The sequence below is a fragment of the Bacteroides sp. 41_26 genome, from assembly GCF_949740115.1.
Taxonomy (GTDB): Bacteria; Bacteroidota; Bacteroidia; order Bacteroidales; family Bacteroidaceae; genus Bacteroides; species Bacteroides nordii.
Genome location: NZ_CATJGZ010000093.1, coordinates 63,811 through 90,081 on the forward strand (window position 1 = coordinate 63,811; position 26,271 = coordinate 90,081).

Sequence of the window (26,271 nt, forward strand, 5' to 3'; positions counted from 1 at the left end):
ATAAAGGACAATAAATAAAGATAGTTAGCAGTTGAGGCTGTCCGGAACAATCTTTATTCACTGTCCCTTGTTGAAAAATTAATCAAGCTCTTTTATTTTAATATTCCGGAACCAAACTTCATCTCCATGATCTTGCAAGAGAATATGTCCTGTCTCGGCATTTCCAAAATTAGGCCAAATGTGATATTTACTATAAGCAACCAGTGCATTCCACATTTGATTGTTACGTTCGTATTCCACTATTTTCACACCGTTCAACCAATGTTCTACATGGTTATTCTTCACTATAACAGTAGCATTATTAAAAAGACCATCACGATAAGGTTTATCGGATTTAGCAGGTATCAAGTCATATAAACTTCCTAATTTTCTGTTCCCATTTACTCCTAATTTTGCATCTGGATGCCTTTCGTCATCAAGAATCTGAAACTCGCATCCGATAGAAGAGCCTTCACCTTTGTTCAATTCTGTATCAACAAAATATTTTACTCCGCTATTGGCTCCTTTTGTTATTTTAAAGTCAACACTTAAGATGAAATTTCTATATTTTCGAATGGTAACTATATCACCGCCATTGGTAGATTCACCACCATCTGATTTTAGAACTTTTAAAATGCCATCTTCAATGATCCAACCTTTATCGGGGAATGTTGTAGATTTGGCTCCGCGCCAGCCATTGGTAGTTTTACCATCCCATAACAATTTCCAACCGTCTTTCTGTTCCTGTCGCGATAGGGTATTAGGTGCACTGTTTTTCTGTATACTCTGTGAAAAAACAGGAGTCATTAACGTTGTTATTAAAAACAACAAAGCAATCTTTTTCATTTTATTCTAATATTATTAATGTTAATTATTTTTTTACCAAGATGTACATAATCAGCAAGATGCTCCGTAGTAAATACAAAACAACTGCCAACAAAAATACGTAACCTATTTGAGTTACTATCTCTTTAATAGAAGTAGTGTAAGCAACAATAGCATAGATATTTACCAGATTGGCCAAAAGAAAACAGATCCCAAAAGTACGTATCTCTGCTTTTTTTCTTTCAACTGTTATAATCGTATCTTTCATAAGGCGTTTCTTTTATGATTCAAATAATCAATTTTATATGCATCAGGAAAGACAATAGTCTTCTCGGTTTCAATTGCTTCATGTCCAAGTAAACACAAGGCTGTAGCGTAATAACCTTCTTCCGCAATATATTGGGGTTGTCGGTTCGTAATAACTGCCTCAACAAAAGAGTCCATCATTAAGGATGTTCCATCACCCTTGGGGCGTTCTCCTAAAATATATTCACCTGCATTACTATTTGCCGTTTCCGGTGCCCAACTTGTTCCTGCAAAAGGTAAAGAATCAAATATTCGATTTTCAACATCATTGATTAACTGTAGAAAACCGGAAGCCGGTTCTACTGTTTCAAAATAATATTTACCTTTTTCTAGTTCCATTGTTCCTAGATTTCCTAAAATCTGTTCTTCCAGACCATAAAATTTATTGGAGATAATCGATTCGAAATTCAATTTTACACCATTATCGAAAATATAAATACAGGAAACATTATCATAAGTTTCGCGTCCATCTTTCCAATATGTGATAGCACCATGACCCATGACTTTATTGGGTATATTATGCATTGCCCAAGTACCGATTTGTACTTGATGACAGGCCAACTCAGTCATTAGGCCTTTGGAATATTCTTTGTATAACCGCCAGTTGATATGCCTTTCCAGATCGGGTGAAGGAACGGGACGACGCCAGTCATTGTTGCGAAACCAATATGTTCGAAAACCTTCCAATTCACCGAATTTACCTGCATGGATCATTTCCATTGCCTGTATGTAGCGAGGATCAAAAAGGCGTTGCTGGCCGGCAAAAAAGACCTTACCGGTAGTTCGGTGTTTTTCGTACATCCGAAAAGAATCTTCTATTGTCATGGCTAATGCCTTTTCACAGTAAACATGTTTACCGGCATCAAAAGAATCCATTGCTATCCGAAAATGAGTATTCAAAGGAGTTGCTATAATAACCGCTTCTATCTCTTTGTTTTCCAGTAGTCTACGATAGTCATCATAAATCGTTGACATTGGATAAATCTTAAGAGCTTCATCAATTGAAGGTTGGTAAATATCACATATACCGATCACATTCGCTTTTGTATTATTTTTAAGAAAACTCATTAAAAAACGTCCGCGTGAACCAGCTCCGATAACTCCTAAGTTTGCAACAAATTTTTCAGTATGTTCAACATCGGAAAATACCGAAAGCCAAGGACTCGATGCTAATAAAACACTTCCTCCGGCTATTCCTATATTCTTTAAAAAGTCCCGTCTATTCATAGGTATTCTTTACAATTTATAGAACTCTTCCCAATCTTTGCGAGGTGGTGTTCCGACTAATAACTGATTAGCAATGGGGTTGTTCGTAAATTGTTTCGAATTTCGGTCAAATAACAATTTACTATTTAATCGTTGTGCAATTACCCCTAAACAGAATACTTGGCTGAGCGGACCGGCAATGTGAAACGGAGAACGTGTTTGTTCCTGTCCCTTACACGCCAGTAGAAAATTCTCATAGTGGTTAGAAGGACTTTGAGGCACTTCAGGAAGTTTTAAAGCAATATCATTGGCATTCTCTTCAGGGATGATACTCAATGTACTTCCATGACTTCCTCCCTTAAAGGTCAGTTCTTTACCATATATTATTTTTCCTGGATTGAGTTGTGAGGGTGTAATTTGTCCACTGGTAGGAGGTGGAATATTCGGGTCTAATTCGTTATTTCCATATCCTGCAGGTAAAGGTGGTAAATTATCGATTCCATCATACCATGTGACATCACAGGCTGGCATATTACCGCGCTCTGGAAAACGGAATAAAATAGTGGAAGAATAAGGGAAGAAAAATTTATTATGTCCGTTTGCATAAAGCATATTGATTTCAGTGGGAAGTCCCAAATCAAGGAATTCATGTGCTGTATCGAGTATATGCGCTCCCCAGTCACCAAGTGCTCCCATACCAAAATCATACCAGCAACGCCATTGCCCATTGATATAATCATGATTATAGTCATGCCAAAACTCAGTACCTAACCAACCGTCCCAATCCAATGTTTTTGGAATCGGTTCACCAGAGGGCATACTTGTAATCTTTGAATCAAAACCATGCCAACGACGCGGATTATTCATATGTGCGGTAATCGCGGTTATGTCTTTTATTATGCCGGCTTCTTTCCAAGCTTTGAATTGGAAATAATTTGCTTCTGAGTGCCCTTGATTACCCATTTGTGTAACAACACCATATTTTGCAGCTCCACGTATCATCAGTTCAACTTCATTGAATGTATGAGCCATTGGTTTTTCTACATAAACATGCTTGCCTAAAGACATAGCAAGCATAGTGGCAGGGAAATGGCTATGATCGGGTGTACCAATACAAACTGCATCAATCTGTTTCTCCATTTTGTCGAACATAACACGAAAATCCTGGTACTGAGCCGCATCTGGAAATTTGTTGATTATTTCCTGTGTGTGTGCTGCACCCATATCTGTATCACAAAGTGCAACAATGTTACAATGCCCGGTTTTATACAATTCTTTAATTATATCTTTTCCGCGGTTACCAATTCCAATACATGCAAGATTTACTTTTTCATTGGCTGGAATTTTGCGGGGCTTGGTTCCTCCTGTACAGGAAGTCAGCCCAAACTTTGTGAGTAATAAGCTTCCTGCCAGAATGGAAGTGCTTTTAAGAAAATTACGTCTATCCATGTGCGTTTTTAATTATGTAGTTAATAGTTTCTTTAAAATCAAGGACAAGAGATAAATAAAGATATCCACTTGGATTAAAATTCATACTTTTGGGAAGATATATCATCTGGGTTTGCTCCGTAAAAATAGAGAGCTCCATAACTCCAGTTGGCAACAGTAATTCCCGGAAAATTAGGACGATCCATTGTCAGAAGTACGTACCGATAGGGATATCCTTCGGGAAGAGGCACAACACTTGCCCAAATACGGCCTGCAGGCTTTGGCCAGTGTGGCTGTAGATTAAGTTTTAGTTCACCAAGTTCCTCAAGACCCGGATAGCGGTGTATTCTTAGGTTACCAAGGCCCCCCATCAGTGCATAATACTTATTACCGATCCTTTGGATAGATGTTCCTGTGGAATTTGTTTTTATAGGAGGTGCAACGATTTTAAACTTACCATTCCACTGATCGGATTCGAATGTTCGTGAGGTAATGGTTCCATGTACGAATGCTGATGTCAGTAATCTCCATTTTTTTACTTCACTATCATAAAAAATGCAAGGATCTTCATTGTGTCCATCTATAAAAGAGGAATCAATCAATGCAGCTTTCATAACCGAATATCCTTTTCTCGGGTCTTTAGAAGAAAAAGCTGTTATGAGTCCGGGCTTTGTCCGTCCTTCTTTATGGGCACTTCCTCCAAAATCACAAACATATGCTCTCCACTCTTTCGCATTCCGGTCATAAAACAGATGGGAAGCATAATCGTTTCTTAGTAATCCGTCGCCGTGATCAAAAACGATCATACCTTCGAATCGCGGATCGAAAACAGAAGGATCGAGACTTAAAACTCCTTGTACGGATTGTGGGGTATCGATACCTCTGCAACTAAATGTAAACCAGAGTCTCCCGTTTTCAAGATACGGACTCAGATCTTCATTGGAAATAAGACGGATATCAGCTTGCCCCATCCCTGAAGATAGGAAAGAGCGTGCTCCGTTTAAAATCACTTTTCCTTGTAGATTAGATGTTAAGTTGAATGTACATTTCTCTGCTGTTTTAATATGCCTAAAGTCAAGAATATCTCCGAAATGTTCTTTTACAGGAATATGTCCAATGTACTGAGTTTTGTTATTCTGAGTTATAAATATACCGAGAGTATGTCCGTAAAGTTGAACTCTCAAAATAAAGGCTCCTTTTGGTAAGGTATCACCATATTTCGTTTCTCTTTTCAATTTATTTCCTTCGTATACCCGAAAGAAAATCTCATTTCCCCGAGCTGATAATTTAGAAATTACCTGTACTTTATCACGTAATCCCATTCGGGCAAATTCGATACCAATCTCTGTTGGAGTAACACCTATAGTGTAAGAGTTAACATCCATCTCATAAGTCGCATAAGGATTTACTCCTCCTATATAAATACTTATAGGTTGATTGCCGGTGTTTGTATCAAGAATCAACTTACCACTGTCGATGAGACTCGTAAAATCTTTAGCAACTTTGGGCTCATTATCTTCGGATACTGTAAAAGCAGGATGCATTGATTCAAATGCGACAATTTCTGATGGTACAAATTCATTTAGAGTCAGATTGTTCGAAAATATAAACCGGCGTACCGCCAAACGTTGAAAGGATAAATCCAACGGATTTACATCAGGTCGGACAAAGAGTGTGTCGCTGGCCGACAAAGGTATAAAACCGTAGAATGAAATTAAAAATAAAAAGAAATAGAATAATCGTTTCATATGTAAATTAATTATTAACTTGTCAATTTGTTATTTATCCACTATCTGCTTACAATGAAATAAACGTTATATATAGAATCATTATTTTTTGCAGACAAAATATACATTCCAGGATTTAACATGTCAATTGGTAACATGTTGGTTCCATCCGGTGAATGTTGTATTACTTTTTCTCCTTTGAGTGAATAGACTGTCAGTTTTTCTACGTTTCCCAGAGAATAATGGAGCACTTTATCCGCTGGATTAGGGAATATTGTGAATCTTTCCTGATGTTCATTCTTTATACTGGTGGTAAGAAGTTCAGTGGATCCTTTCACAATACCTCCATCTGTTGTATAAGCAGTAATTTTAACGTTTCCAGGTGCATGCTTAGTCAATATTCCGTCTTTAGTGACAGAAGCAATAGCCGGATTTGAACTTTCCCAATGCAGTATCTTATTGGTGGCATTGTAGGGTAGAACTGTTGCTGTTAATTTAACAGATTCACCGATAGTACAATGGATGGGATCAATAATAATGTTTTTTACAGGTATTCCGCCGGATTGATAATAGAGTATGCCATTGTAACTGGCTGACTGGTTTTCTGTAAAAAGTCCAACTCTTGATTTATTATAATGTTCTTCTATAGTCAGTAAATGTACATCATCTAAAAATAGATGTAATCCATCTTCCTCTCTACGACAACGTAGGAAGTAACCTGCGGAAATTTCTTCATCGAAATAGGCAGAGAAAGCCCGGGACGCTTTTCCATCGTAGTTCGTTACCTCCATGCGAATTGTAGTAGTTTTTACTGGTGAAAAACTAAAATGATTGAATTCAGAGAAACGTAAGTCACCTTCGAGTTGAGCATTCAATGGAACCCATGTTCCATCTTGCAAAGCATAAAATTGCACCGTCTTTGGTAAATCGAATGTCTGGTTTAAATACGGATAATTTCCCTCAAACCAAAGGATATCTATTCCTGAAATAACTGATTCATTTCGAAAGTCATATTGATATGATGAGGTAGGATATTCATCAAATGTATAATAACGGAGGATTTTTTTCTTCAATGATACAGAATGGGACTGTATAGGAATTCCGTTTTCTTTTCCTTCAACATCGAATGTATTTGTTTCATAGTTTATTGTTGCGCACACATAATTTTGGTCATCCAAATACAGTGGATAATATCCTATTTTTCCTGAAGTAGGTATCTTATTATTTTTCATATAAGCTGAGAATTCATAATTCCATGCCGGGTCGCCTTTGAGAACTACTTTTTTACCCTGATTACCAGATTGTATAAGTCCATCGGTAGTCACGTTCCATATACCTGATACATTTTCCCATCCGGTGATATTCTGATCACATTCATCCCAACCCATAGTATACTGAATGGCATCGAATGAAATTTGGTCTGAAGTAGCTGTGAGTCCTACCGTTCCTTTACCACTAAAAGGAGTAATGATGTCTCCGTCTATAGTCAGATTGAAATAATCTAATTCAATCCGGAAACGATTACCATTTTTGTAAACTAATAATGTATGCCAGGGTTCCTCATAGGTGGATACCCGTGAATCATTCTCTAAAAAGGCAAACTTTTGGGGTAGATCTTTAGTCGATTTTGTAATTTTTCCGTTTTCATTTATTTCAATTTCCCATGTTCTGTCCTTTCCAATAGAAACTTTCATCCAGTTTTGTTCATTCTGATAAAAAGCATATACCCCAGCCTTACCATTAGATTCTTTGATACGAAAAGGAACTTCAAATCTATAATTGGTTTCGTGCTCTCTCTGAAAAACTAACTCTCCGCCAGTCGAAGCAGTCGGTTGGAGTATTCCTCCGTAAATTTTCCATGGAGAGTTCTCTAAGAATAAAAAAGGATAATAAATAGAATAGTCGCAATAGGTTATAAAGCTTGGCTGTGCTGGTTTCGGACGATATCCTGAGGTGTTTTTTACGGTACTGGTTTCAACGACTACCTCTTTATCATAAAAGTGAACTCTATCAATGGCTTGTTGCTCACTTGCATTAAAATAGGCCTTATACATTACCCAACGTTCGAAACCGTTGGGGCCGACTATAATATTGGGTTGGGCAGGGGCTATGACAATATCTTTTGCATCCTGATTTCCTGTATCGTAAAGTCCGAAATCGATGAATTGCTGACAGTTTGAATCTGCAACAATACAAGGGCTTTTTGCCTCTACAGCGATGATGTTTTCTCCTTCAACCAACATAGATGGGTTAATTTGTAACATGCTGTATGTATTATTACTTGTTTTTATATTGATTTTATTTCCATTAATATAGAAATTAGCATCAGCGAATACCCAATGTTTCAATGCAACTTTCGAAGGTATCTGATCTAACTTAAATTTTCTCCGGATATAGATGCGGGTTGTGTTCCATTCGGTCTTTCGCGCACGTATTTTGGCGTTTGTGAGTTTTCCCTGATGACGATCGTATTCCTGTAGCCCATACCCTCCTTGAGCAATTGTCCATGAATTATCGTTAAAATCTTTAGCAGTCCAACTGTTGGCAGGCGTAGTTGTGGTGTATTTTGAGGTCCAGCCTCCATGTTCTGCTGTATGTAGTATCACTTTATAATTCAGTAACTGTTGTTCTGTATTACGAATCATTACAGGGTTTGGATATTTTTTTGAATTATCGAAATTCATTGGTGCGTCACTTACAGCCACACCAACTTCATACATACCGGAGCGGGGACCCATTCGGTTTGATACAAAGAAATTGTAGTAATGTCCCCTATATTTATACATTTCAGGACCTTCAAAGTTGTGGTGGTTGACACTGGTCGGGTGTCCGGGTTGATGTGTTATTTGTACGTTTCCGACTGTAATATCTTTGCGTGAAAAGGGAGAGTTCATTTTAAATGTCCAAACTTCCGGCCCACTGATGGTGGAAGCAGTACCAGTTAGTGGATGTGGGTCGAACCTGTTTCGTTTCTTTATCCAATAGATTTCACCGTCTTCATCCTGAAAAACCTGTGGGTCAATTCCATAATCATCAAAAGGTTCATCAACAGAGGCTTCCTTATAGGGACCGAGTGGGGTAGCCGAATAGGCATGACCGATACCATTCCAGTAAGTATGGAATACTCCGTTCCGATAAATAATGTCACCGGCTGCCACTTCAGGATAAACATACGCTTCCGTCCATTTGGGATCATTCAACCATTTGGCCCCGTTTGTGGTTACCGACTGTACGCCTTCCGTCCAATTAACCAAATCCTTTGACATACGTATTTTTCCCTTAGTACCTCCCCCCATTGCATAATAATAACCCATGAATCGTTCCACACATCCATCCCTTAAACCGAATGTTACAGGGTTACTGAAGCTTTTTAGCGTAGGTTGGGCATATATAGTCTCAGAAAAAAAAGTAATAATAAGAAATATTAATGCCGGAAGAATAAGTCTATACTTATTTGGCTTTTTGTTTTTCATACCTTATATTGTTATATTTACAATTTGTCTGATTATTAATCAACCCGATAAAACAATAAAGAAATTATTCTTTTATGATTTTCTGGTTACTTGTTTTAGAGGTGTTTTTTATATTTACAATATACATACCTGCCGGGAAGCTTCCCATGCTAACAGGTGCGGAATCTTGTTGCGTATGCATCAGAATCCCTGTTTGGCTGAAAATACGAATGGATTCAATCGCTTCTTTTGCCTTTATAATTAACATATCTTTTACAGGATTGGGGTAGATGATACAATCAGAATCCCCTTTTAATGTTTCAACTCCACTCATATTGGAATTATCAGCGGTTGTTACCGTGAGATTATCGAATAATACATTCGTATTATGAGAACGGAAACCGACTTTTCCGGATATGAAAGGCGATGGGTCCGTATAATCGATTTTGGGAGTAGTCATATTATCCACATAAACTTTGATGTTTGCTCCTTCCACTACCACTCTGATATGATATTTTTTATTCAGAGTGAAAGAACCGGGACTGGTGGCTAAAGATTTCCAATTATAATTATGTTTTCCGAGAGTGATTTTATCAGTACCGATTCCAACAAAATAACCTTGAAGAAAATCTGTTCCTAGCCGTGAATCGTTATTTTCTCCACCTTGTGAAGGATTGTTTACTCTGAAAATAAGTCCTGCATTCATTCCATTTTTATAGGTCACGTCGCAATCAATCGTATAATCAGTCCAACCAATATTTCCTAAGGCACGTTTGCCATACCCGTTAATACTTGCTTGTCCGGATACGATTGACCAGGCACCGTCTGTATAATTCCAATTTTTACTAAACGAGCTGTCAAATGTATCTGTAACAGTTACCGATGTATTGTTTCCGTCTCTGAATTGCATCTCATAGAGTTCAAATTCACCTTCTACCGCTTCAATTTTCAGGGTTTGATTCCCTGCTGCCAGATTTACTCCTTTTATTGTATATACTTTCCAAGTGTTATTTGTATTGGGAAGCTGGATTGCTCCGGTCAATTCTGTTTCTCCTTGGTATATCTTTATTTGGGCGGTTGCATTTGTTGTGAGGTATTTAATACCGATATTGTAAACTCCCTTAGTTTTTACATTCACATTGTATTTATACCATTCGCCTGTCTGAATGGCACTGATATGAAATCCGCCATTGCTGTTTTTACTGATGTCTACATTGTCATTCCTTACGTTTTGATTACTTGAGTCACCTGTATTTTCAACCGTTAGGTCATGATAACCAACACCTTCTCCTCCGGTATTGTAATGGATTGCTTGTATATCGCCCGGTACAGGCTTGTAAACATCAAAAATACCGGAACCATTTACCTTATCACTTATTGCAATATACGAAAAGTGTCCATTGCAATTATGAGTCATGTATCCAATTTGTCCTCCGTTCAGATTACTTGTTAGCGTAGCTTTGTACAATCCATCAACAAAGAACTTATAGTTTTGTACATTTTTCTCAATTCGGATGCTATGCCAGACACGATGATTGAAACCAACAGGAAGTTCATAGTTTTGTGTCGTTCCCCAAACATTATTGATTCGGAAATTAATTTCTAATTGATTGGAACTACTGTTTAGTAAGGCTACTCCATAGTTTTGTTCATCCTTGTATGAGAAGACGGCTCCGAGTTTTGCGTCATTTTCGTTTATTCCAGCTTCTTTCATCGTAAATTCAGCGGTATAATCGGGTGCTGAATACGGGGTGAAAATAGCTTTGTATTCCGTATCTGTTTTATCTTGTGACAGCAGATCTTTGTTTTTAATACTCCAATTACCTCCATTAGGCATAGACCAATCAGCTCCGATATCAGTTCTTTCAAAGAAGTCGGCATTTGCCAATGCGGGTTGCTGCTGTGCCCAGTTAGTAGGACCTAAAATTAGTAGTTTGTCGCCATTCCAAGCCATGCGATCGTAATTGAATTTTCTACTTGGAGCCATTCCTCCGCCTATTCTCACTAAATTATGATATGTAAAATAGTACGTATCCAGGTCGGGGCCGATGAAAGCGGTACCATGCCCTAGTCCGATAAAACTTCCCTCTGTTTTTATGAGCACCGGATTTTGCTCCATTTGCGGAGTATAGATACTAATGGGATTTTGAGTCGTATTCATTGCATAATCTACTCTATAACCGTTAGACCACACATGGTTACCTGTATACAGTAAGTAATAAATACCATTTCTTTTGATAAGGCATGGAGCTTCGGTCCATTGACCGTTCATTTGTGCATTCAATCCGACGCTCTGTCCGAATGTTGTTGGATTCGGCATGGCGCATCCTTGAATACCGGCACTGTTTGCATGATAAAAGTACCACTTTGAATCATCATCTATAAAAACCGAACCATCTATTTTCTTTCCCAAATTTCCGGTGACAGGAACAAAAGGTCCTGTAGGACTATTACTGGTTAATACATAATGACCGTTACCTTGTGGAGAAGTATACATATAGAAAACTCCGTTCCAATATATGACTTCCGGTGCATATGCGTTCTTTACAGTGGGATCGGTTGAACAGACGATTGCTTCTGACCAATTAATCAAATCTTTTGATTTCCAACATTTAATTTCCACGTCACGGCTACTTGAATACATGTAGTAGGTTCCCCTGAATTTAAATATATAGGGATCACCTATACCCATATCTGCTTGTCCTGAAACATTCATGGGGTTTTGCCATGTTTGAGCAAAAGAGAATGAAGTTATAAATATTAAAAGGATAATCAAAAAAATCTTTTTCATATTTTTTATGTTTTAATTATAGATATACGATGGTCAAATTTTAACTATTACTTTGTATACTCAGTGGGTTTAACACCAAATTCTTTTTTAAAACTTTTTGTAAAATAACTTGGATCTCCAAAACCTGTTCTAAAAGCAGTTTCAGATACGTTGTAACCTTCTAAAAGATACTCACAAGCCTTTTTTAAGCGCTTTTTACGAATATAATCTCCCATAGAAATATTCAATAAACTTTTCATTTTTACATGAAGAACGCTTCTACTCAAGCCAAGACTTTGAGTAATATCTGAAATAGAAAAATCATTATTGTCAATATTATTCTCAATGAGTTCGTTTAACTTATTGATAAACTCTTTGTCAAATTTACTCAATGATGCCGATTCAACATCGGCCCCCATTGCCTTCCCGATTCTTTCACGTTGTACCTGCTTCACCTGAATGATATTCTTCACCTGAAGTTCTAGTATATTCGGATCGAAGGGTTTGGGAACATATGCTTCTGCCCCGCTTTCATATCCTTTTATAACATCTTCCGTATCAGTTTTGGCTGTTAAAAGGATGACTGGTATGTGTGATGTCGAAAGATCATTTTTCAGATTTCGACATAGTGTATTTCCATCCATTTCTTCCATCATTATATCTGAAACCACTAAATCTATAGGATACTTATGGGCGATAGCCAGAGCCTCAACTCCATTTTCAGCCAGGTAGATATTATATTTAGCAACGAAAATGTTTGAGAGAAATTTAAGTAATTCCACATTGTCTTCTACGAACAAAATAGAATGTCTTGATTCTGTATCCCGATCCACAAAAGAAGCATTCGTTCTTACCTGCTCCAAATAGGGTATACTGAATTTGTATTGCTCCAGAGATTTAGTGTTGGTCTTATTTTGTACACTAAAAGCAGATTCTGAGACATTTAGATTAACAACAAAACAGGTACCTTTTCCGGGTTCACTTTCAACTGTAATATTTCCTTTATGAACTGTCGTGAATTTTTTCACAAGAGCTAATCCTATTCCCCAACCCTTAGAGTTTAAATTGTGCCCCCGTTTCGTTTGATAGTATTTATCGAATATGTTGTCAAGTTCTTCTTTAACAATACCTATTCCCGTATCTTTGACTTCGATACGTAAATAGGTATATCCGTCAGAACTGTCTGTAATTGCTGCATTGATAAAAACTCTACCACCTGAGAGAGTAAATTTGATAGCATTAGAGAGTAAGTTATTAGTTATTTTCTCGACATAAGAAGGTGAGAACCAAACTTCCTCATCGTTGTTTTCGCAATGAATATAAAGCGATATTGATTTCTCAGCAGCATTTTCTTTAAAAAGTTGTGCAATATTCTCAATAAATACCAATGGGTTGTCTTTTTGGATATAGAACTGAAAATCTCCCGACTCTATTTTATTGAAGGTAATCAATTCGTCAATTAATCCGACCATCTTATTTGTATTCTTTATGGCCATTTCCAATCGTTCCGATGACTCTGGTGACATTTCTTGATGTTGGGAAATATATTTGAGAGGTGCCATAATCAATGATAAGGGTGTTTTCAATTCATGAGAGACTGAAGTAAAAAAGTCCATTTTTGTCTGATTAATCTCTTCCAATTTTTCTTTTTCCATGTTGGCTGTCCGGATAGCATTTTTCTCTTTCAGTCGGATGGAAAAAATGCGATATATGAAATAAGAAATCAATCCTGCTATCATAAAATAGAGCATAAAAGCCCAAAGTGAGAAATAGAATGGGGGACGTATAGTAAGTTCAATTTCTTTAATAGGTGAGCGATCCCAACCTTCATTAGAATTGTTTGCTCTGATTTGTAATTTATAACTTCCGGCAGGAAGATTTGAACCGACAAATTTACGTTCTTTTCCTACGTTCCGCCAATTCTTATCAACTCCCAGTAAACGGACTTGGTAATTGATTGTACTAGTATTTCCTAATGATATAGCTGTATATTCAATACTGAAGGAACGGGATTGGTTATAAGAGAAAGTGAGGCTTGGCGTTTCGTCCAGATCTGTAGTTAATGGAGAATTTTCACTTTTGGATGTGATGGTTTGATTGTTAATCGTTAAGTGTCCCAGGTGGACATGAAAAGGTCCTCTACTCTCTTTCATTGTTTTGGGCGTGAATGAAATAAGCCCATCCACACTACCGAAATAGAGTAATCCGTTTTGAGCCTGAATAGAGGATGAAAAATTGAACTGATTGATCGGTAGTCCGTCTTCGACGGTATAACAGACCAATGTACTGCGTTCTTTATTGAATTGGTACAATCCTTGATTCGTACCGATCCATAAACGATCGAATTCATCTTCAATTATACTGCAGATAGTACTGCTGGATAACGAAAGTTCATTCTTTAATGTTCTGATTTTTAGATCCGAAGGATCTATGAACTGTAAACCGTTGTTGCTTGTACCTATCCAAATGATATTCTTTGAATCCTGATACAGAAATGTAATATAATTATCTTTGAGTTGAGAATTTCTTGCTTTTGCGGTCCATCCATTGATTTCATTGGTTTTTACATTAATATGGAAAAGACCGTTATTCCGGGTTCCAACCCATACATCATCTTTGTTATCTATCAGAATATAGTATATGAAATCAATATCGAGTATTGGATGATTCATTGGTAGAAACATTTTTTTCTCCGGATCATAATATCGTAATCCTCGGCTTGTACCTATCCAAAGTGTTCCATTACGTTGCTTTTTGATGGAAAAAATAGCATCTGAGGCTAGACCATTTTTAGCATCGGGCAAATACCGTACGGAAGTTCCTGTTGAAAGATTATAATTAAATAGGCCATTTCTGAAGGTACCAATCCATATATTATGATTTGTATCGTCATAAAATAACTCGTGTATATTATGCCCTAATTGTTTTATTTTATCAAAAACATATATTTCGTTAGTGATTGTGTTGTAAATGTTTAATCCACCATCTTCTGTCGCTATCCAAAGGATATCTTTTTGTGGCTCGATTAATTTACGAATTACCTTACCTTTGATGTGTTTAGGCGTATATCCTGCCTCTATCCAGTGAATTTGTTCATTGTTCTTTAGCAATACATTGATACCTCCGAAGTAGGTTCCAATCCACATATTATCGTCTTTGTCGGACAAAATAGTGTATATGGCGTTGTCATTCAATTTATTGTTGTCTACGAAGTCTTGCTGGAGTATCTCTGATGTTCCATCTCCGTTAAGTATTGTAATTCCTTTTTCTGTTCCGAGCCAGATTCTACCTTTTTTATCTTCGGCTATTGTGCGTACTGTTCCATCGGATAGTATGGATAAATCGGGTATGCTGATTGAATCGGAATTAAGGTTTATGTTCATCACACCTTTTCCATTTCGTCCTATCCAGAGGAGTCCTTTCGAATCGAAAAACAGAGGAATAATACCGTCGTTTTCCGGAAGAAAATCTGAAAAGTAAGTGGGGTTTATTTGGGTCGTTTTAGAAAAAGAGGTATCATAATAAAAGATTGAATGGCTAGTCGATATAAAAAGACGATCCTTCGCATCTATTGCCATTGATATAATAAAATAAGAGTCCTGACGCGGTTGTAAAACGAATTCATCTGTTTGTTCATTATATATATAGAGCTGGTCGCCCCCACATATTATCTTTCCGGTACTTGTCTCAACAATAGAGAATACTTTGGGGCTGGGTAAATTGTAGCATTTAAAATCATCTGTGGCAGGCTGATATCTGCATATTCCTTCATACGTGCCAATCCATATTCGCTTCTTGCTATCCTGATACAATGCTTTAATAAAATTATGACTTAGTGAGTGAGGATTATTCTTTTGATTAAAATAGCTGACAATATTGTACCCGTCATAGCATGACAGTCCATTGCGTGTTCCTATCCATAACTTACCCTTATCATCCTGCATTATCTTTTCGATTTGTTGGTGTGGAAGTCCTTCTTTACTTGTGATATGCATGAAGCGATTACTTGCTCGTTTACTTGTGATATGCATGAAGCGATTACTTGCTCGCAACATTAGTTGTGTGGGAGCAGATAATAGAAAAAATAGAATAAGGAATAACAATTTGTACATATATTGCCAGTAATTAATAAAACAAAAGACTAGTACCTATTTTATATTAACTTTAATGGTCGACACAGCTTCCATAGCTGGGTTTCCAGGTACAGTAGATACCAATCGATAAATAACGTCGTTGGTAAAGTCTACTGTAGAGGCTCCTGATATCTGTTCTGTGTCTCCAATGTAGACTTTGTCCGTAGCCGAATACAATGTGAATTCAGGTACAAGATTACGGATATCCGTACCTGCTGGTAAAGTCACATTCATTTCGAACGTACTATAATCAAATTCTGAACGGGACAGTGTTCCTTTAGAACCAGCTAGTGTAAACGCATTAAATTCCGGATAATACAAAGTATATAATTTGTATGGACGAATTGTTCCATAATTCGATTTTACTTGGATATCGATCGGGGTAGATAAATCATACTTACTTGTATTCGAATATGCTTTTCCATTGAGAAATACTTTCGTTGAGTCCGATGGTATGTAAAAACGCAATCTTTGAGAAAGCGATATGGAAGGCATTGATGTGCTATATTTTACTTTACGCGGAAGCTTCATCAACCATTCATCGTTTTCCATTCTTTTAGCAAAGACTTCATCATACAACACCTGAGGACATGACAGTCTCTCGATTTCTGTTTCATTGTCAATTACTGTAACTGTGTATGAACAGGTGTCTCGTTTTAAATCTGTAGCAAGATCCGTATAAGTAGAAGCAACACATACTACCTTATATATTCCGGGTACTGAATAAGCATATGTGAACAGGTCTTTGTTCATCACAAATCCTGTATTGCTCTGGTCACGAAGATTATAATCATGCATGTTATCACCTGTATAGATAACAGTCTGATCGGCCGTACCGGTAAAGTTGATAACCATTGACTCATTGATCGTTAGTTGTAGCTTATTGATGTGCATCTCAGCATGAGGTGGGCGAGCATTCTCATCTTCACAAGAAGCCATGAATAAAATGAGACACATACCCAATAACAGTTTTATACTTATTTTCATTTTATGACACATTTAATTAATAACCTGGATTTTGTTTCACTATTCCGTTAGAGATATCAATTTCGCTTTGTGGTATAGGAAAGATTTCATTAACTCCTTCCCGGAAGAAGTAGCCGCGTTTATTGGATTGCTTGGCACCAAATGCTTTAAGTACACTTGCTGCTCTTTTTTGACGGACCAAATCGAAAAAGCGATCCCATTCGTAGCTGAGTTCAATACGACGTTCTTTCCATATCTGATCCCGCATATAGCCATAGCCTCCTCCGAGATAGAGAGTGGCACTATTATTTATAGTATTGGCTTGGGCTTTGCTTTTATTTAGTTGTTCTAATGCCCGTGCACCTTGGTGGCACTCATTTAATGCTTCCGCATACATTAGTACAACTTCTACATAACGAATTAAGCGTCTGTTTTTACCATTGTCACCGCCATATTGCGGACGATCTTTTAAAGGCGTATACCATTTTAATGAAACGATCTTACCTGGTCCACAATTGTTTATTTCTCCATCGGGGGCATAATCCTGATGTCCGCTAACAGTGGCAATACGAGGATCATTACCGAATAACTCCGCCCTTATGTCACTTTTTATCCATAACATAGTACTTGGAACTGCGTACAGTTTATTATAGATAGAAGAACCCTCGTTCGTATCTCCTGTAGAACCATCTGCTGATTCTTTAAATACAACTTCAAAGATAGATCCTTTACAGAATTCTCCGGTTTGATAAAACTGATCAAGATATTCGATAGCATTACCATAGTAATCTTTATAGCCAAGTGAATAAGCATTTTGCAATGCAAGTAATTCTGTATCTGTAGTTTCATAAGGGTCTGTCCGAGAAATCAATTCTTTTGGCATAAACCAAAGACGTTTACGAAGAGTTTCCCAATCTTCTACTGAAGTGTCGAATTTGAGAATTTCTCCAAAAGTCATTTTTTTACCATCTATAAAGTATTCGCCTAGGTTTACCATTTCCTGCCACTTCTCAGATTGTATCCCGGGAGTAGCCTGGTACATGAGTACTTTCATCAGCAATGCTACGGCTGCGGCACTACTTGCCTTACCTGCATCTGCTCCCATATAGCGTGCTGGCAACATGATAGCAGCTTCTCTAAGATCTTTTTCGATGTAAGCATATACTTCAGTGACAGAGCTGCGAGGGATAACAAAATGATCCATTGTCTCTATTTCTTCACGAATAGGTACGCCACCATATGTTTTGACTAAGTTGAAATAATATAAAGCTCTTAAAAACTTAGCTTGTCCCAATATTTCCCGTACAGTCTTATAAGAAGCGTAATCATGAACCGATAACTTTACTTTGTGTACATTGGCTATTACCTGATTAGCGCGTTGTATCCCTTTATAATTAATTTTATATCTGTCTTCTATCCAAGTGTTTGATGTATTAAATCTGAACTGTACCAATTGTCCCATTTGAGTGCTCAGACTTTCATCGCCTCCTACCACATCATCGGCACAGGCTTCACCGAAACGGCACTCACATTCATTAAAAAGGTCCATTTGTAGCACATCATAAGTTGCATTCAAAGCGGCTTGTAATTTATATTGTGTATCGTAAAAGTTTTCGTTTGTGGAACTTCCAAGGACTTCTTTTTCCAGAAAGTCACTACACCCGGTTAAAAGTGTCGACGAGAAACTTAGGATAAGCAGTGCATTAAATAAATTCTTATTCATAAGTCGGTTGTTTATAGTTACAAAGCAATTTTAAATCCTATCGTAAATGTACGTGCCTGCGGATAATTTCCGTGGTCCACTCCCATATTAAGATTGTTACCTTCTGTTCCCACTATTTTACCTACTTCCGGATCAAATCCGTTATATCGTGTGAACGTTACCAGATTGTAAGCTCCTACATATAGAGATAAATTTGACAGATATAATTTGGAACATACCTTTTCTGTGAAATTATATGTAAAGCGAAGTTCCTGAAGACGAATGTAAGAACCGTCTTTTACATAAAAATCGGAGGCTCTGAAATTACGAGGCATATCATTGGGATCGAGATCGGGAACGGATGTATTGAGATTTCTTGGAAAGAATTTTCTCTCATCTGTTAATTGACCAGACCAGTGTTTACTGCGAATATCTGCATAGACATTCCCTGAACTTGCATTGTTCAAGTAATAATCCATTACGTTGAATATTTTATTTCCGGTCTGTCCCTGAAAGAAAAGACTCAGGTCAAAATTGGCATAACTGAAAGAGAGTGGTACTCCGAAAACGAAATCGGGTAGTGGAGATCCTAAATATGTCCGGTCCTCTGCCGTAATACGACCATCGCCATTCAAGTCCTTAAAACGAAAATCTCCCGGACGTGTGATTTGATCGAGGGCATTTTTCCCGGGTTCGTATTGTGCACTTGCTTTTACTTCTTCATATGTATTGAAAATGCCGTCTGTTACATATCCGAAAAAGCTACCAATCGGTTTTCCTACAGCTGTTTTTGTTACAAAGTCAACAATGCTCGACTCGTCCAGTCGTGCTCCGTAAATAGGTTCATTGCCTGTACCCAAACTCATTACTTTATTTTTAATATAGGATATATTGAACCCTATTTCATATCTAAATTTGTTTATGCTATTCTTATGATTCACAATCAATTCCACACCACGATTACGGACAGAACCGGCATTTGTCATCGGAGAATCGTCAAGGCCTGCCGATAAAGTGACAGGAACACGTAACAACATATCGGTGGTTCGCTTGTCAAAGAATTCCAGTCCGATTGTTAGTCTGTTTTTAAAAAAGCCCATATCAAGACCTATATTAACGGTTTCCGTTTTTTCCCATCGAATGTCAGGGTTCCCGATAGTTGTTGCAGTAATACCCGGGTAGAGGATGTGATTTCCTATTCCGTACGGATAATTATACTGTGTATTTAACAGCGTATAGCGGGACATTTCATCGATTCTGTTATTTCCTAACTGTCCCCATCCTATACGAAGTTTACCTAACGAAAGCCAATCGGCACTTTCCATAAAAGATTCGGATGAGAATTTCCAACCCAATGAAACGGAAGGGAAGAAGCCCCATCTTTCCTGTTTGGCAAAAATAGAGGAAGCGTCGGCACGAAAATTCGCCTGAAGCAGATAGCGGTCAAGTAGATTGTAGTTTATTCGTCCTACAAAACCTAATGCACTCCAATGGCGGTCACGTCCATAAGTTTTATCACCTGTATATCCACTCGACAAATACCATAGGTCGGATGAATTGCTTGCAGTGCCTTTTCTGTTCGACTCTTGAAAACTATAACGGTAGCCTTCGGCTGTCTGACCTGCCATGATTGTGATGTCGTGTACATTATTATTCCAAATAAATGTGACTAAATTATTAATTTCCCATTTATTAGTCAGATTTTGACGCTTATATATCGTAGTCAGGTCATTGGGCATCTGAAAATCTTCTTCTAATTTATTCACCTCATAAAAATTAGAAAGTGTTTCGGGAACAATATAGTCCGATACTTTAAATTGATAGGTTAGTTGCTTTAAGAGTTGGGCAGTAAGACTTAAGTTCATATCAATACGGTGCCTACTCATCTTATTGTGGTTACGTTCCAATACTGCAATCGGATGATTTTCGGAAAAATATCCTTTTGAATTGTATGTGTAAATCATTGGATTTTGAAACAGAGCTTGTTTTAGTACGCTACTTTTTCCTTCGGGTACAATCTGGCGGTTTTCATTTGTGTACATGATGTTTGCATTCATGCTTAACCACGATGCCAGTTTACTATTCAGATTGATGCGTGTGTTAAAACGTCTGTATCCGGAAGTCTTTACAATTCCATTTTCATTATAATAACTTCCGCTGACCATGTATTTATGTTTGTCATTTCCTCCGGATACTGAAAGGTTATATTGTTGTTTGAAACCGGTTTGAGTGATTGCATCCCACCAATTATTAGGAGAATTATTTCTGATTGTATCGACAAGGAAAAATTTATATTTATCGTAATAAAGTTCTCCGGATGAGTTTTTAGAATAATATAGTTGACCGTCAACAGAGTAATTTGACAATCCATTAATATAGTCTTGCATAAGGGCGTATTGCTCTACGTCCATTACTGATATTTTTTTCCAAGGAGTGGAAACCCCTACGAAGCTATCAAATGAAATTTTCATCTCTCCTTTTTCACCACTCTTGGTAGTTATCAACACAACGCCATTAGCACTACGTGCACCGTATACGGCACTTGAAGCTGCATCTTTCAATATTTCAATATTAGCAATGTCGTTTGGACTTAGGTGGTCTATCCCGTCAACAATAAATCCATCCACTACGTAAAGCGGATCGGCGTCATTGACTGTACCTGTTCCTCGAATCTTGATGGTTGTATTACCTCCTGGTGCACCGGTGTTTTGAATAATATTCACACCGGAAGCTTTACCCTGTAAAGCTTGCAAAGCCGATGCAACCGGGACATTGTTTATTGCCTCACCTGAAACAGAAGAGATGGCTCCTGTTATATCACTCTTTTTCTGAACACCATATCCTACAACGACCACTTCATCCAGCAATCTGCTTTCTTCTTCCAGCAATATTGTCAATTGATGGTTGTTGGTAACAGTTATTTTTTTACTTGTGTAGCCCATATAGCTGACACGAAGAGTTACGTTAGAGGCTACTTTTAAGACGAATTTTCCGTCCAGGTCAGTTACTGTACCATTTGTGGTACCTTCTTCCACTACAGTGACACCAATGAGTGGCTCTTTGCTTTTGCTGTCCAATACGGTTCCCGATAGTGAAAAAATGTTCTGCCCATATGAAGCAAGCGTAAACAATAGGGCTGCAAGGAGTGCCGCCATCTTATAAAATTGATGCTTATTCATTCAATAATTAGATTTTAAATAATCGTTCATCTAATAGATTAATACAGAAACCGTTTTGATTTTTATATAGATCTATTTTTTCTTGTTACAAATTATTTTTAGACATAAGAATAAAAGAATATATTTTATTTGATATACAAATTTTATTTCTTTTTCTTATGTCTAAAATCTATATTCAGCTCATGTTATTTAGTTTACGAGTAAGCTGGAAACAAAAGAGCCTTCTGTACAAGTGAACAAAACACGGTAAATTCCTTTAGTAAGAGAAGATATATTAACTGAATTTGTAGTCAATTTAGTTTCTTCTTTTATCAATCTTCCGGAAATATCGTATATCTTTATACTTTTTACATTTCCCTGAACATTGAAATTGAATTTATCGGATGCAGGATTTGGATAAATAATTGCTTCTGTCGGTACCTGGGTTGTTTTAATACCTGTTCCTTCCATCTCTGCACGGGTTCTGAACTCTAAACTCTTATCTAAATCATCGGCGTCCTTTACCGGATCGTATCCTTCTTTGCGGTAGTGATAAATATACAATGCTTTGCTTTCATCATTCGTGGCAAATAGAAGATCGCCATTCAGGTTGCGTAATGTGTGGACTTTGTCACCGGCCGGATTAAAATTAGTAACACGAACCGGGAATTGGTCTTTGTTGTCTATTCTGAAAAGTTTTTCTTTATCTTCAGCTACTGCACCACCTGCATTCCACCAATACAAACTACCAGAAACTACAGTGAGATCTTTTGCCCAATGACTAAGTGAACCGGGAGCCTTATCCGACTGCATAGTCACTGTTACTCCATCGGTATAGTGTAATTCACCACCGAAATTATTCGGTTTTGTTGCATCGTTGCCAGTGTCGGCACAGAACATATATACTCCGTCAAATTCGACACCAGGGTCAGCAAAACCATTCTTTTCATTCGTAGGATCGTTCACATTAATATCAAAAGTAGTATAATCTTCTTTTTCCAGATTTGTACATGCTAGTTCGAATCCTTTTTCCGGGTCATATCCGCGATAATATATTTTTCCGTTGTATGGATATATACCAGGGCAGGAAACTCCTCCACTGCGTGGCTTTGAGTTTGCATCCAATGAAGGGTCTGTATCCTTAATTTCATATGTACCTTCAGGGGTACCATCACTGGCCCAAGGTTCAGCACCGTGTTCGATAGTCCATGCTTTAAAGAATAGTTTTTCATTATAGAAATTAACCAAGTTATCGAGAGCTGAGGAGCCGGTTCCAGTAGTTAACATTTCCGTATTAATATCCATAACCAGTTTGGTACCTTCGCGGGTTCCGTCTGTTACCCAAAGCTCTTCACCTACCGTACCATCTGTATTATCTGCTTTAAAGAATACTTTTCTTCCGACACGGCAATAAGGAGTTGACCATGTAGTTCCGTAAGATTGTCCGGGAAATCTTGTATCACATTCATAAATCAACTCAGTTCCTTCTGGAGTTCCATCGCTGACATACAGCCACCATTGTTCCCCTCGGGCAGCATCATAATTTTCACTCTCAAAATCTTTGGCCCCGAAAATAAATTGGGTTTCATTGATTTGTGTAAACCCGCGCGGATCCGAAGAAGCCCACTCATGAATATTCTTTACCATGTAAGTACCTGATTCCGTTCCGTCCGAAATCCACAATTCCATACCATTTTCTCCATCATCGGCACCAAATACAACTTTGTCATTGAAACGTGTCAGATAATTTACATTTGAACCGGAGCTGCCCGGCCAAATGTCTTTTACCATGTAGGTTCCTTGTTTCGTTCCGTCGGTTACCCAAAGCTCTTCGCCGTGGGTAGCGTCTGAAGCTGCAAAAAAAGCCTTATATCCCTTCGATTTTTCTCCTGCAACTACCAGATCCTTCTTTTTACTACCTTTTTGTTCCGTTGCAATATTTGCCTTTACTCCTTCCGGAAGAAGACTTGTCATACCTTCCGGCAATGATTGCGATACTACACTTCCTGCCATTAATGTAGCGATCAGAAGTGAAAAAGTACTTTTTTTCATGTTTCAACTAATTTAAATGTTAACAATTTGATTTTGTGTAAAATAATTCAACTAACGTTACATATGTTTATTTGTTATTTTCATTTTCAATCTCTCTTTCTTTCAACATCTTCTTTATTTCCTCTTTAGCTTGTTCACGAGACTTTGAGAAGATTTGTCGAATACGTTTCATATCGAATTTCTCATTCCGATCGTATGTGTAGATGCCATTCTTTTCCAGTTCCACATCGACTATCTGTGTGTAACAGAATCCGATGATGTGGTCGAGGCTCAGAATAACATTAACTTGTTCTTCCAGTCTTCGGTAGAATTCTTCCAGCGTTTTGGGAGGGGCACCATACCCCCAGAACTTTTTGGGATCACTGACTTCAGGTGCTTTCATCTCCTTGAACCATTGTATACCTCCGAATTCATCGATTATATATGCTTCTCCTTTATAAGGTGCACTTTTGTCGGGGCGGAATACATAAGGATAACCTTCTTCGTTTAAAGCTAATTGTTTGTATAATAGGACGGGATCCTGGACGTAAGTGTGTTCAGCATAGATATCGGTAAATCCGGCGTGGTATCCGCCACTTGTAGTTACTACTGGACGAGTACGGTCTATGCGTTTTGTAATGAAATAGAGATCGTTCGTTAATCGGGCACGTTGACCGTCAATATCATCCTTCCAGGTTTCGTTCAAAGGTGACCATATTACGAGAGAGGGGGCATTGTAGTCACGATATACACATTCTTCCCATTCGGTAATCATGTTGCGGGCTGCCATTTGGTCTTCCCATTTTAGTCCCCAACTGGCGGATTCACCCCAAGTGAGATATCCCAGTTTGTCGGCCCAATAAAAATACCGTTGTTCGAACACTTTCTGATGTAGGCGGGCACCATTGAATCCGGCCTCCTTACCCAATTCGATATCTCTTTTTAATTGAGCATCGTTGGGAGCAGTCCATTGTCCGTCGGGATAATATCCCTGATCAAGAACCAGTCGTTGATAATATGGCTGGTTATTGAGGTAGAATGTTTTCCCACGAAGTTCCACCTTCCGCATGCCTGCATATGAGTTAACTTTGTCAATTGTTTCTCCTTTGGCATTCAATACAGTAAACTCAATATCATAAAGGAAAGGGGACTCAGGTGACCAAGTTTTCACGTTTTTCAGTTTGGCGACAATGAACGAACTTTGACTTGAGGGAACTTGCTGTACGAAAATTTCTTTTCCATTATCTAAAATACGAACTTTAAACGAGGTTTCTCTATCTATATTGTAGAATATCGGTTCGAAAATAAATTTTTTGTTATCTAAATCGGGGGTAATACGGCAGCTTTTCAAGCCATCTTTTGCTATGGCTTCCATCCAGACTGTTTGCCAGATACCTGTAACCCGTGTGTAGTGGCAGCTGTAAGAATTTAGGCGAAGTGACTGTTTACCGGCTGTTTGTAATCCTTGTCGTAAATCGTCTTCCACATATACTACTAAATTACTGATAGAACCAGCTTTAACATATGGAGTAATATCTACAGAGAAAGAGGAGGAGCCTCCGTAATGGATAAAAACCTGTTGTCCGTTAATATATACGATCGATTTATAATCTACTCCGCCGAAATTAAGCAGAATACATTTATTTTCCCATGTAGCCGGAATGGAAATCTTACGCTGATACCACATTGCATTGATGAAGTCTTTGTGCTCAACTCCCGAGAGTGAACTTTCCGGGCAGAAAGGAACTATAATAGATTGTTCGAACCCTTCGGAATTATATAAAAAACGTTCCATACCACTCTTGGAAAAATCAAATGTGTAAGTCCATGTTCCATTTAAGTTTATCCAATCTGCTCTTTCAAATTGTGGGCGGGGATATTCGGGACGGGGAATATTTATAGCATAACAAGAGGGTATGATTATTATTAAGAATAATCCCAAAAACAGAATAATCTTTTTTTTCATATTTTAGTGTTTTACATTATGAATATTAGATATTGTATTAATTAAATCACACTGCAAATATAGTGGTCCCCCCAAAAAAACACAGGTAAAAATGTGCTGAAAAAAGGGACTATTGTTCTGATGATCATCTTGTGAAGTACGTAGTGGGCCCATTTACTGTTTTTTTAGTTTCGGGGATAGTTTTAAGGAGTAGATATAAGAAGGTTACTTTTCGTATGGCATTAAATTTATATAGTCTATTTAATGAATATCTTTCTATTGATTGAATGCACTGATAATTATCAGATGCTTTGAAAAAATATCTGCAACCGATAGATTGAGATTGGATGAAAATTGTATTTTCAATGAAAAAAGATGGGCAGTATAAAGAATATTTGATAGCTTGTATCTATGGTATGTGGAGTATTAAGATATCTTTTTATTTCTCATTATGGTGTTTCTGTGATTCTCAAAGTCTGTATTTACAACTGGTTTAAAAAAAGAAATCCTGAAAGTCAATAATCTGACTATCAGGATTCTCTTGAGAGCGGAAGACGGGGCTCAAACCCGCGACCCTCAGCTTGGAAGGCTAATGCTCTATCAACTGAGCTACTTCCGCATTCTAGCCAAAGTTATCACTTTG

Annotated in this window: 12 protein-coding genes, 1 tRNA gene and 1 pseudogene; all 14 read right to left on the minus strand. The window is 37.7% G+C overall.

Annotated features, from left to right (window positions below):
• Window positions 1-78: 78 nt before the first annotated feature.
• A pseudogene (locus tag QX565_RS14620) lies at window positions 79-747 on the minus strand (3-keto-disaccharide hydrolase); the annotation flags it as partial.
• A gap of 103 nt (window positions 748-850) precedes the next feature.
• A complete protein-coding gene (locus QX565_RS14625) occupies window positions 851-1,072 on the minus strand; it encodes a hypothetical protein (RefSeq protein ID WP_289293245.1) in 222 nt (73 codons plus the stop codon).
• Window positions 1,069-2,337 carry a Gfo/Idh/MocA family protein gene (locus tag QX565_RS14630; RefSeq protein ID WP_289293248.1) on the minus strand — a complete coding sequence of 423 codons (1,269 nt, stop codon included), beginning with the start codon at window positions 2,335-2,337 and terminating at the stop codon, window positions 1,069-1,071. The genes QX565_RS14625 and QX565_RS14630 overlap by 4 nt, the downstream gene beginning before the upstream one ends.
• A 9-nt stretch (window positions 2,338-2,346) precedes the next feature.
• The gene (locus tag QX565_RS14635) at window positions 2,347-3,765 is read right to left on the minus strand and encodes a Gfo/Idh/MocA family oxidoreductase (RefSeq protein WP_221649325.1); all 1,419 of its coding nucleotides are present in this window, start codon (window positions 3,763-3,765) and stop codon (window positions 2,347-2,349) included.
• A gap of 74 nt (window positions 3,766-3,839) precedes the next feature.
• Window positions 3,840-5,492: a hypothetical protein gene (locus tag QX565_RS14640; protein WP_289293249.1), complete on the minus strand. Its 1,653-nt coding sequence runs from the start codon at window positions 5,490-5,492 to the stop codon at window positions 3,840-3,842.
• Between the two features lie 41 nt (window positions 5,493-5,533).
• Complete coding sequence (locus QX565_RS14645; protein ID WP_289293250.1) at window positions 5,534-8,944, minus strand: Ig-like domain-containing protein; 3,411 nt, start codon at window positions 8,942-8,944, stop codon at window positions 5,534-5,536.
• Window positions 8,945-9,008: 64 nt separating this feature from the next.
• A complete protein-coding gene (locus QX565_RS14650; protein WP_289293252.1) occupies window positions 9,009-11,714 on the minus strand; it encodes a family 43 glycosylhydrolase in 2,706 nt (901 codons plus the stop codon).
• Between the two features lie 47 nt (window positions 11,715-11,761).
• Window positions 11,762-15,805 carry a two-component regulator propeller domain-containing protein gene (locus QX565_RS14655; RefSeq protein ID WP_289293253.1) on the minus strand — a complete coding sequence of 1,348 codons (4,044 nt, stop codon included), beginning with the start codon at window positions 15,803-15,805 and terminating at the stop codon, window positions 11,762-11,764.
• A gap of 36 nt (window positions 15,806-15,841) precedes the next feature.
• Complete coding sequence (locus QX565_RS14660) at window positions 15,842-16,813, minus strand: DUF5017 domain-containing protein (protein ID WP_289293255.1); 972 nt, start codon at window positions 16,811-16,813, stop codon at window positions 15,842-15,844.
• A gap of 16 nt (window positions 16,814-16,829) precedes the next feature.
• A complete protein-coding gene (locus QX565_RS14665; protein WP_221649331.1) occupies window positions 16,830-18,515 on the minus strand; it encodes a RagB/SusD family nutrient uptake outer membrane protein in 1,686 nt (561 codons plus the stop codon).
• A gap of 17 nt (window positions 18,516-18,532) precedes the next feature.
• A complete protein-coding gene (locus QX565_RS14670) occupies window positions 18,533-21,673 on the minus strand; it encodes a SusC/RagA family TonB-linked outer membrane protein (RefSeq protein ID WP_289293256.1) in 3,141 nt (1,046 codons plus the stop codon).
• Window positions 21,674-21,862: 189 nt separating this feature from the next.
• Entirely contained in the window at window positions 21,863-23,704 is a 1,842-nt protein-coding gene (locus QX565_RS14675) for an ELWxxDGT repeat protein (RefSeq protein ID WP_289293258.1), read from the minus strand.
• 67 nt (window positions 23,705-23,771) lie between these two features.
• Window positions 23,772-25,649, minus strand: a complete 1,878-nt coding sequence (locus QX565_RS14680; RefSeq protein ID WP_221649333.1) for a glycoside hydrolase family 2 protein — start codon at window positions 25,647-25,649, stop codon at window positions 23,772-23,774.
• Window positions 25,650-26,174: 525 nt separating this feature from the next.
• Window positions 26,175-26,247, minus strand: a tRNA-Gly gene (locus QX565_RS14685).
• Window positions 26,248-26,271 lie beyond the last annotated feature (24 nt).

Coding starts and splice junctions, on each gene's coding strand:
- QX565_RS14625 (WP_289293245.1), bottom strand. CDS start 1,072: ATGAAAGATACGATTATAACAGTTGAAAGAAAAAAAGCAGAGATACGT.
- QX565_RS14630 (WP_289293248.1), bottom strand. CDS start 2,337: ATGAATAGACGGGACTTTTTAAAGAATATAGGAATAGCCGGAGGAAGT.
- QX565_RS14635 (WP_221649325.1), bottom strand. CDS start 3,765: ATGGATAGACGTAATTTTCTTAAAAGCACTTCCATTCTGGCAGGAAGC.
- QX565_RS14640 (WP_289293249.1), bottom strand. CDS start 5,492: ATGAAACGATTATTCTATTTCTTTTTATTTTTAATTTCATTCTACGGT.
- QX565_RS14645 (WP_289293250.1), bottom strand. CDS start 8,944: ATGAAAAACAAAAAGCCAAATAAGTATAGACTTATTCTTCCGGCATTA.
- QX565_RS14650 (WP_289293252.1), bottom strand. CDS start 11,714: ATGAAAAAGATTTTTTTGATTATCCTTTTAATATTTATAACTTCATTC.
- QX565_RS14655 (WP_289293253.1), bottom strand. CDS start 15,805: ATGTACAAATTGTTATTCCTTATTCTATTTTTTCTATTATCTGCTCCC.
- QX565_RS14660 (WP_289293255.1), bottom strand. CDS start 16,813: ATGAAAATAAGTATAAAACTGTTATTGGGTATGTGTCTCATTTTATTC.
- QX565_RS14665 (WP_221649331.1), bottom strand. CDS start 18,515: ATGAATAAGAATTTATTTAATGCACTGCTTATCCTAAGTTTCTCGTCG.
- QX565_RS14670 (WP_289293256.1), bottom strand. CDS start 21,673: ATGAATAAGCATCAATTTTATAAGATGGCGGCACTCCTTGCAGCCCTA.
- QX565_RS14675 (WP_289293258.1), bottom strand. CDS start 23,704: ATGAAAAAAAGTACTTTTTCACTTCTGATCGCTACATTAATGGCAGGA.
- QX565_RS14680 (WP_221649333.1), bottom strand. CDS start 25,649: ATGAAAAAAAAGATTATTCTGTTTTTGGGATTATTCTTAATAATAATC.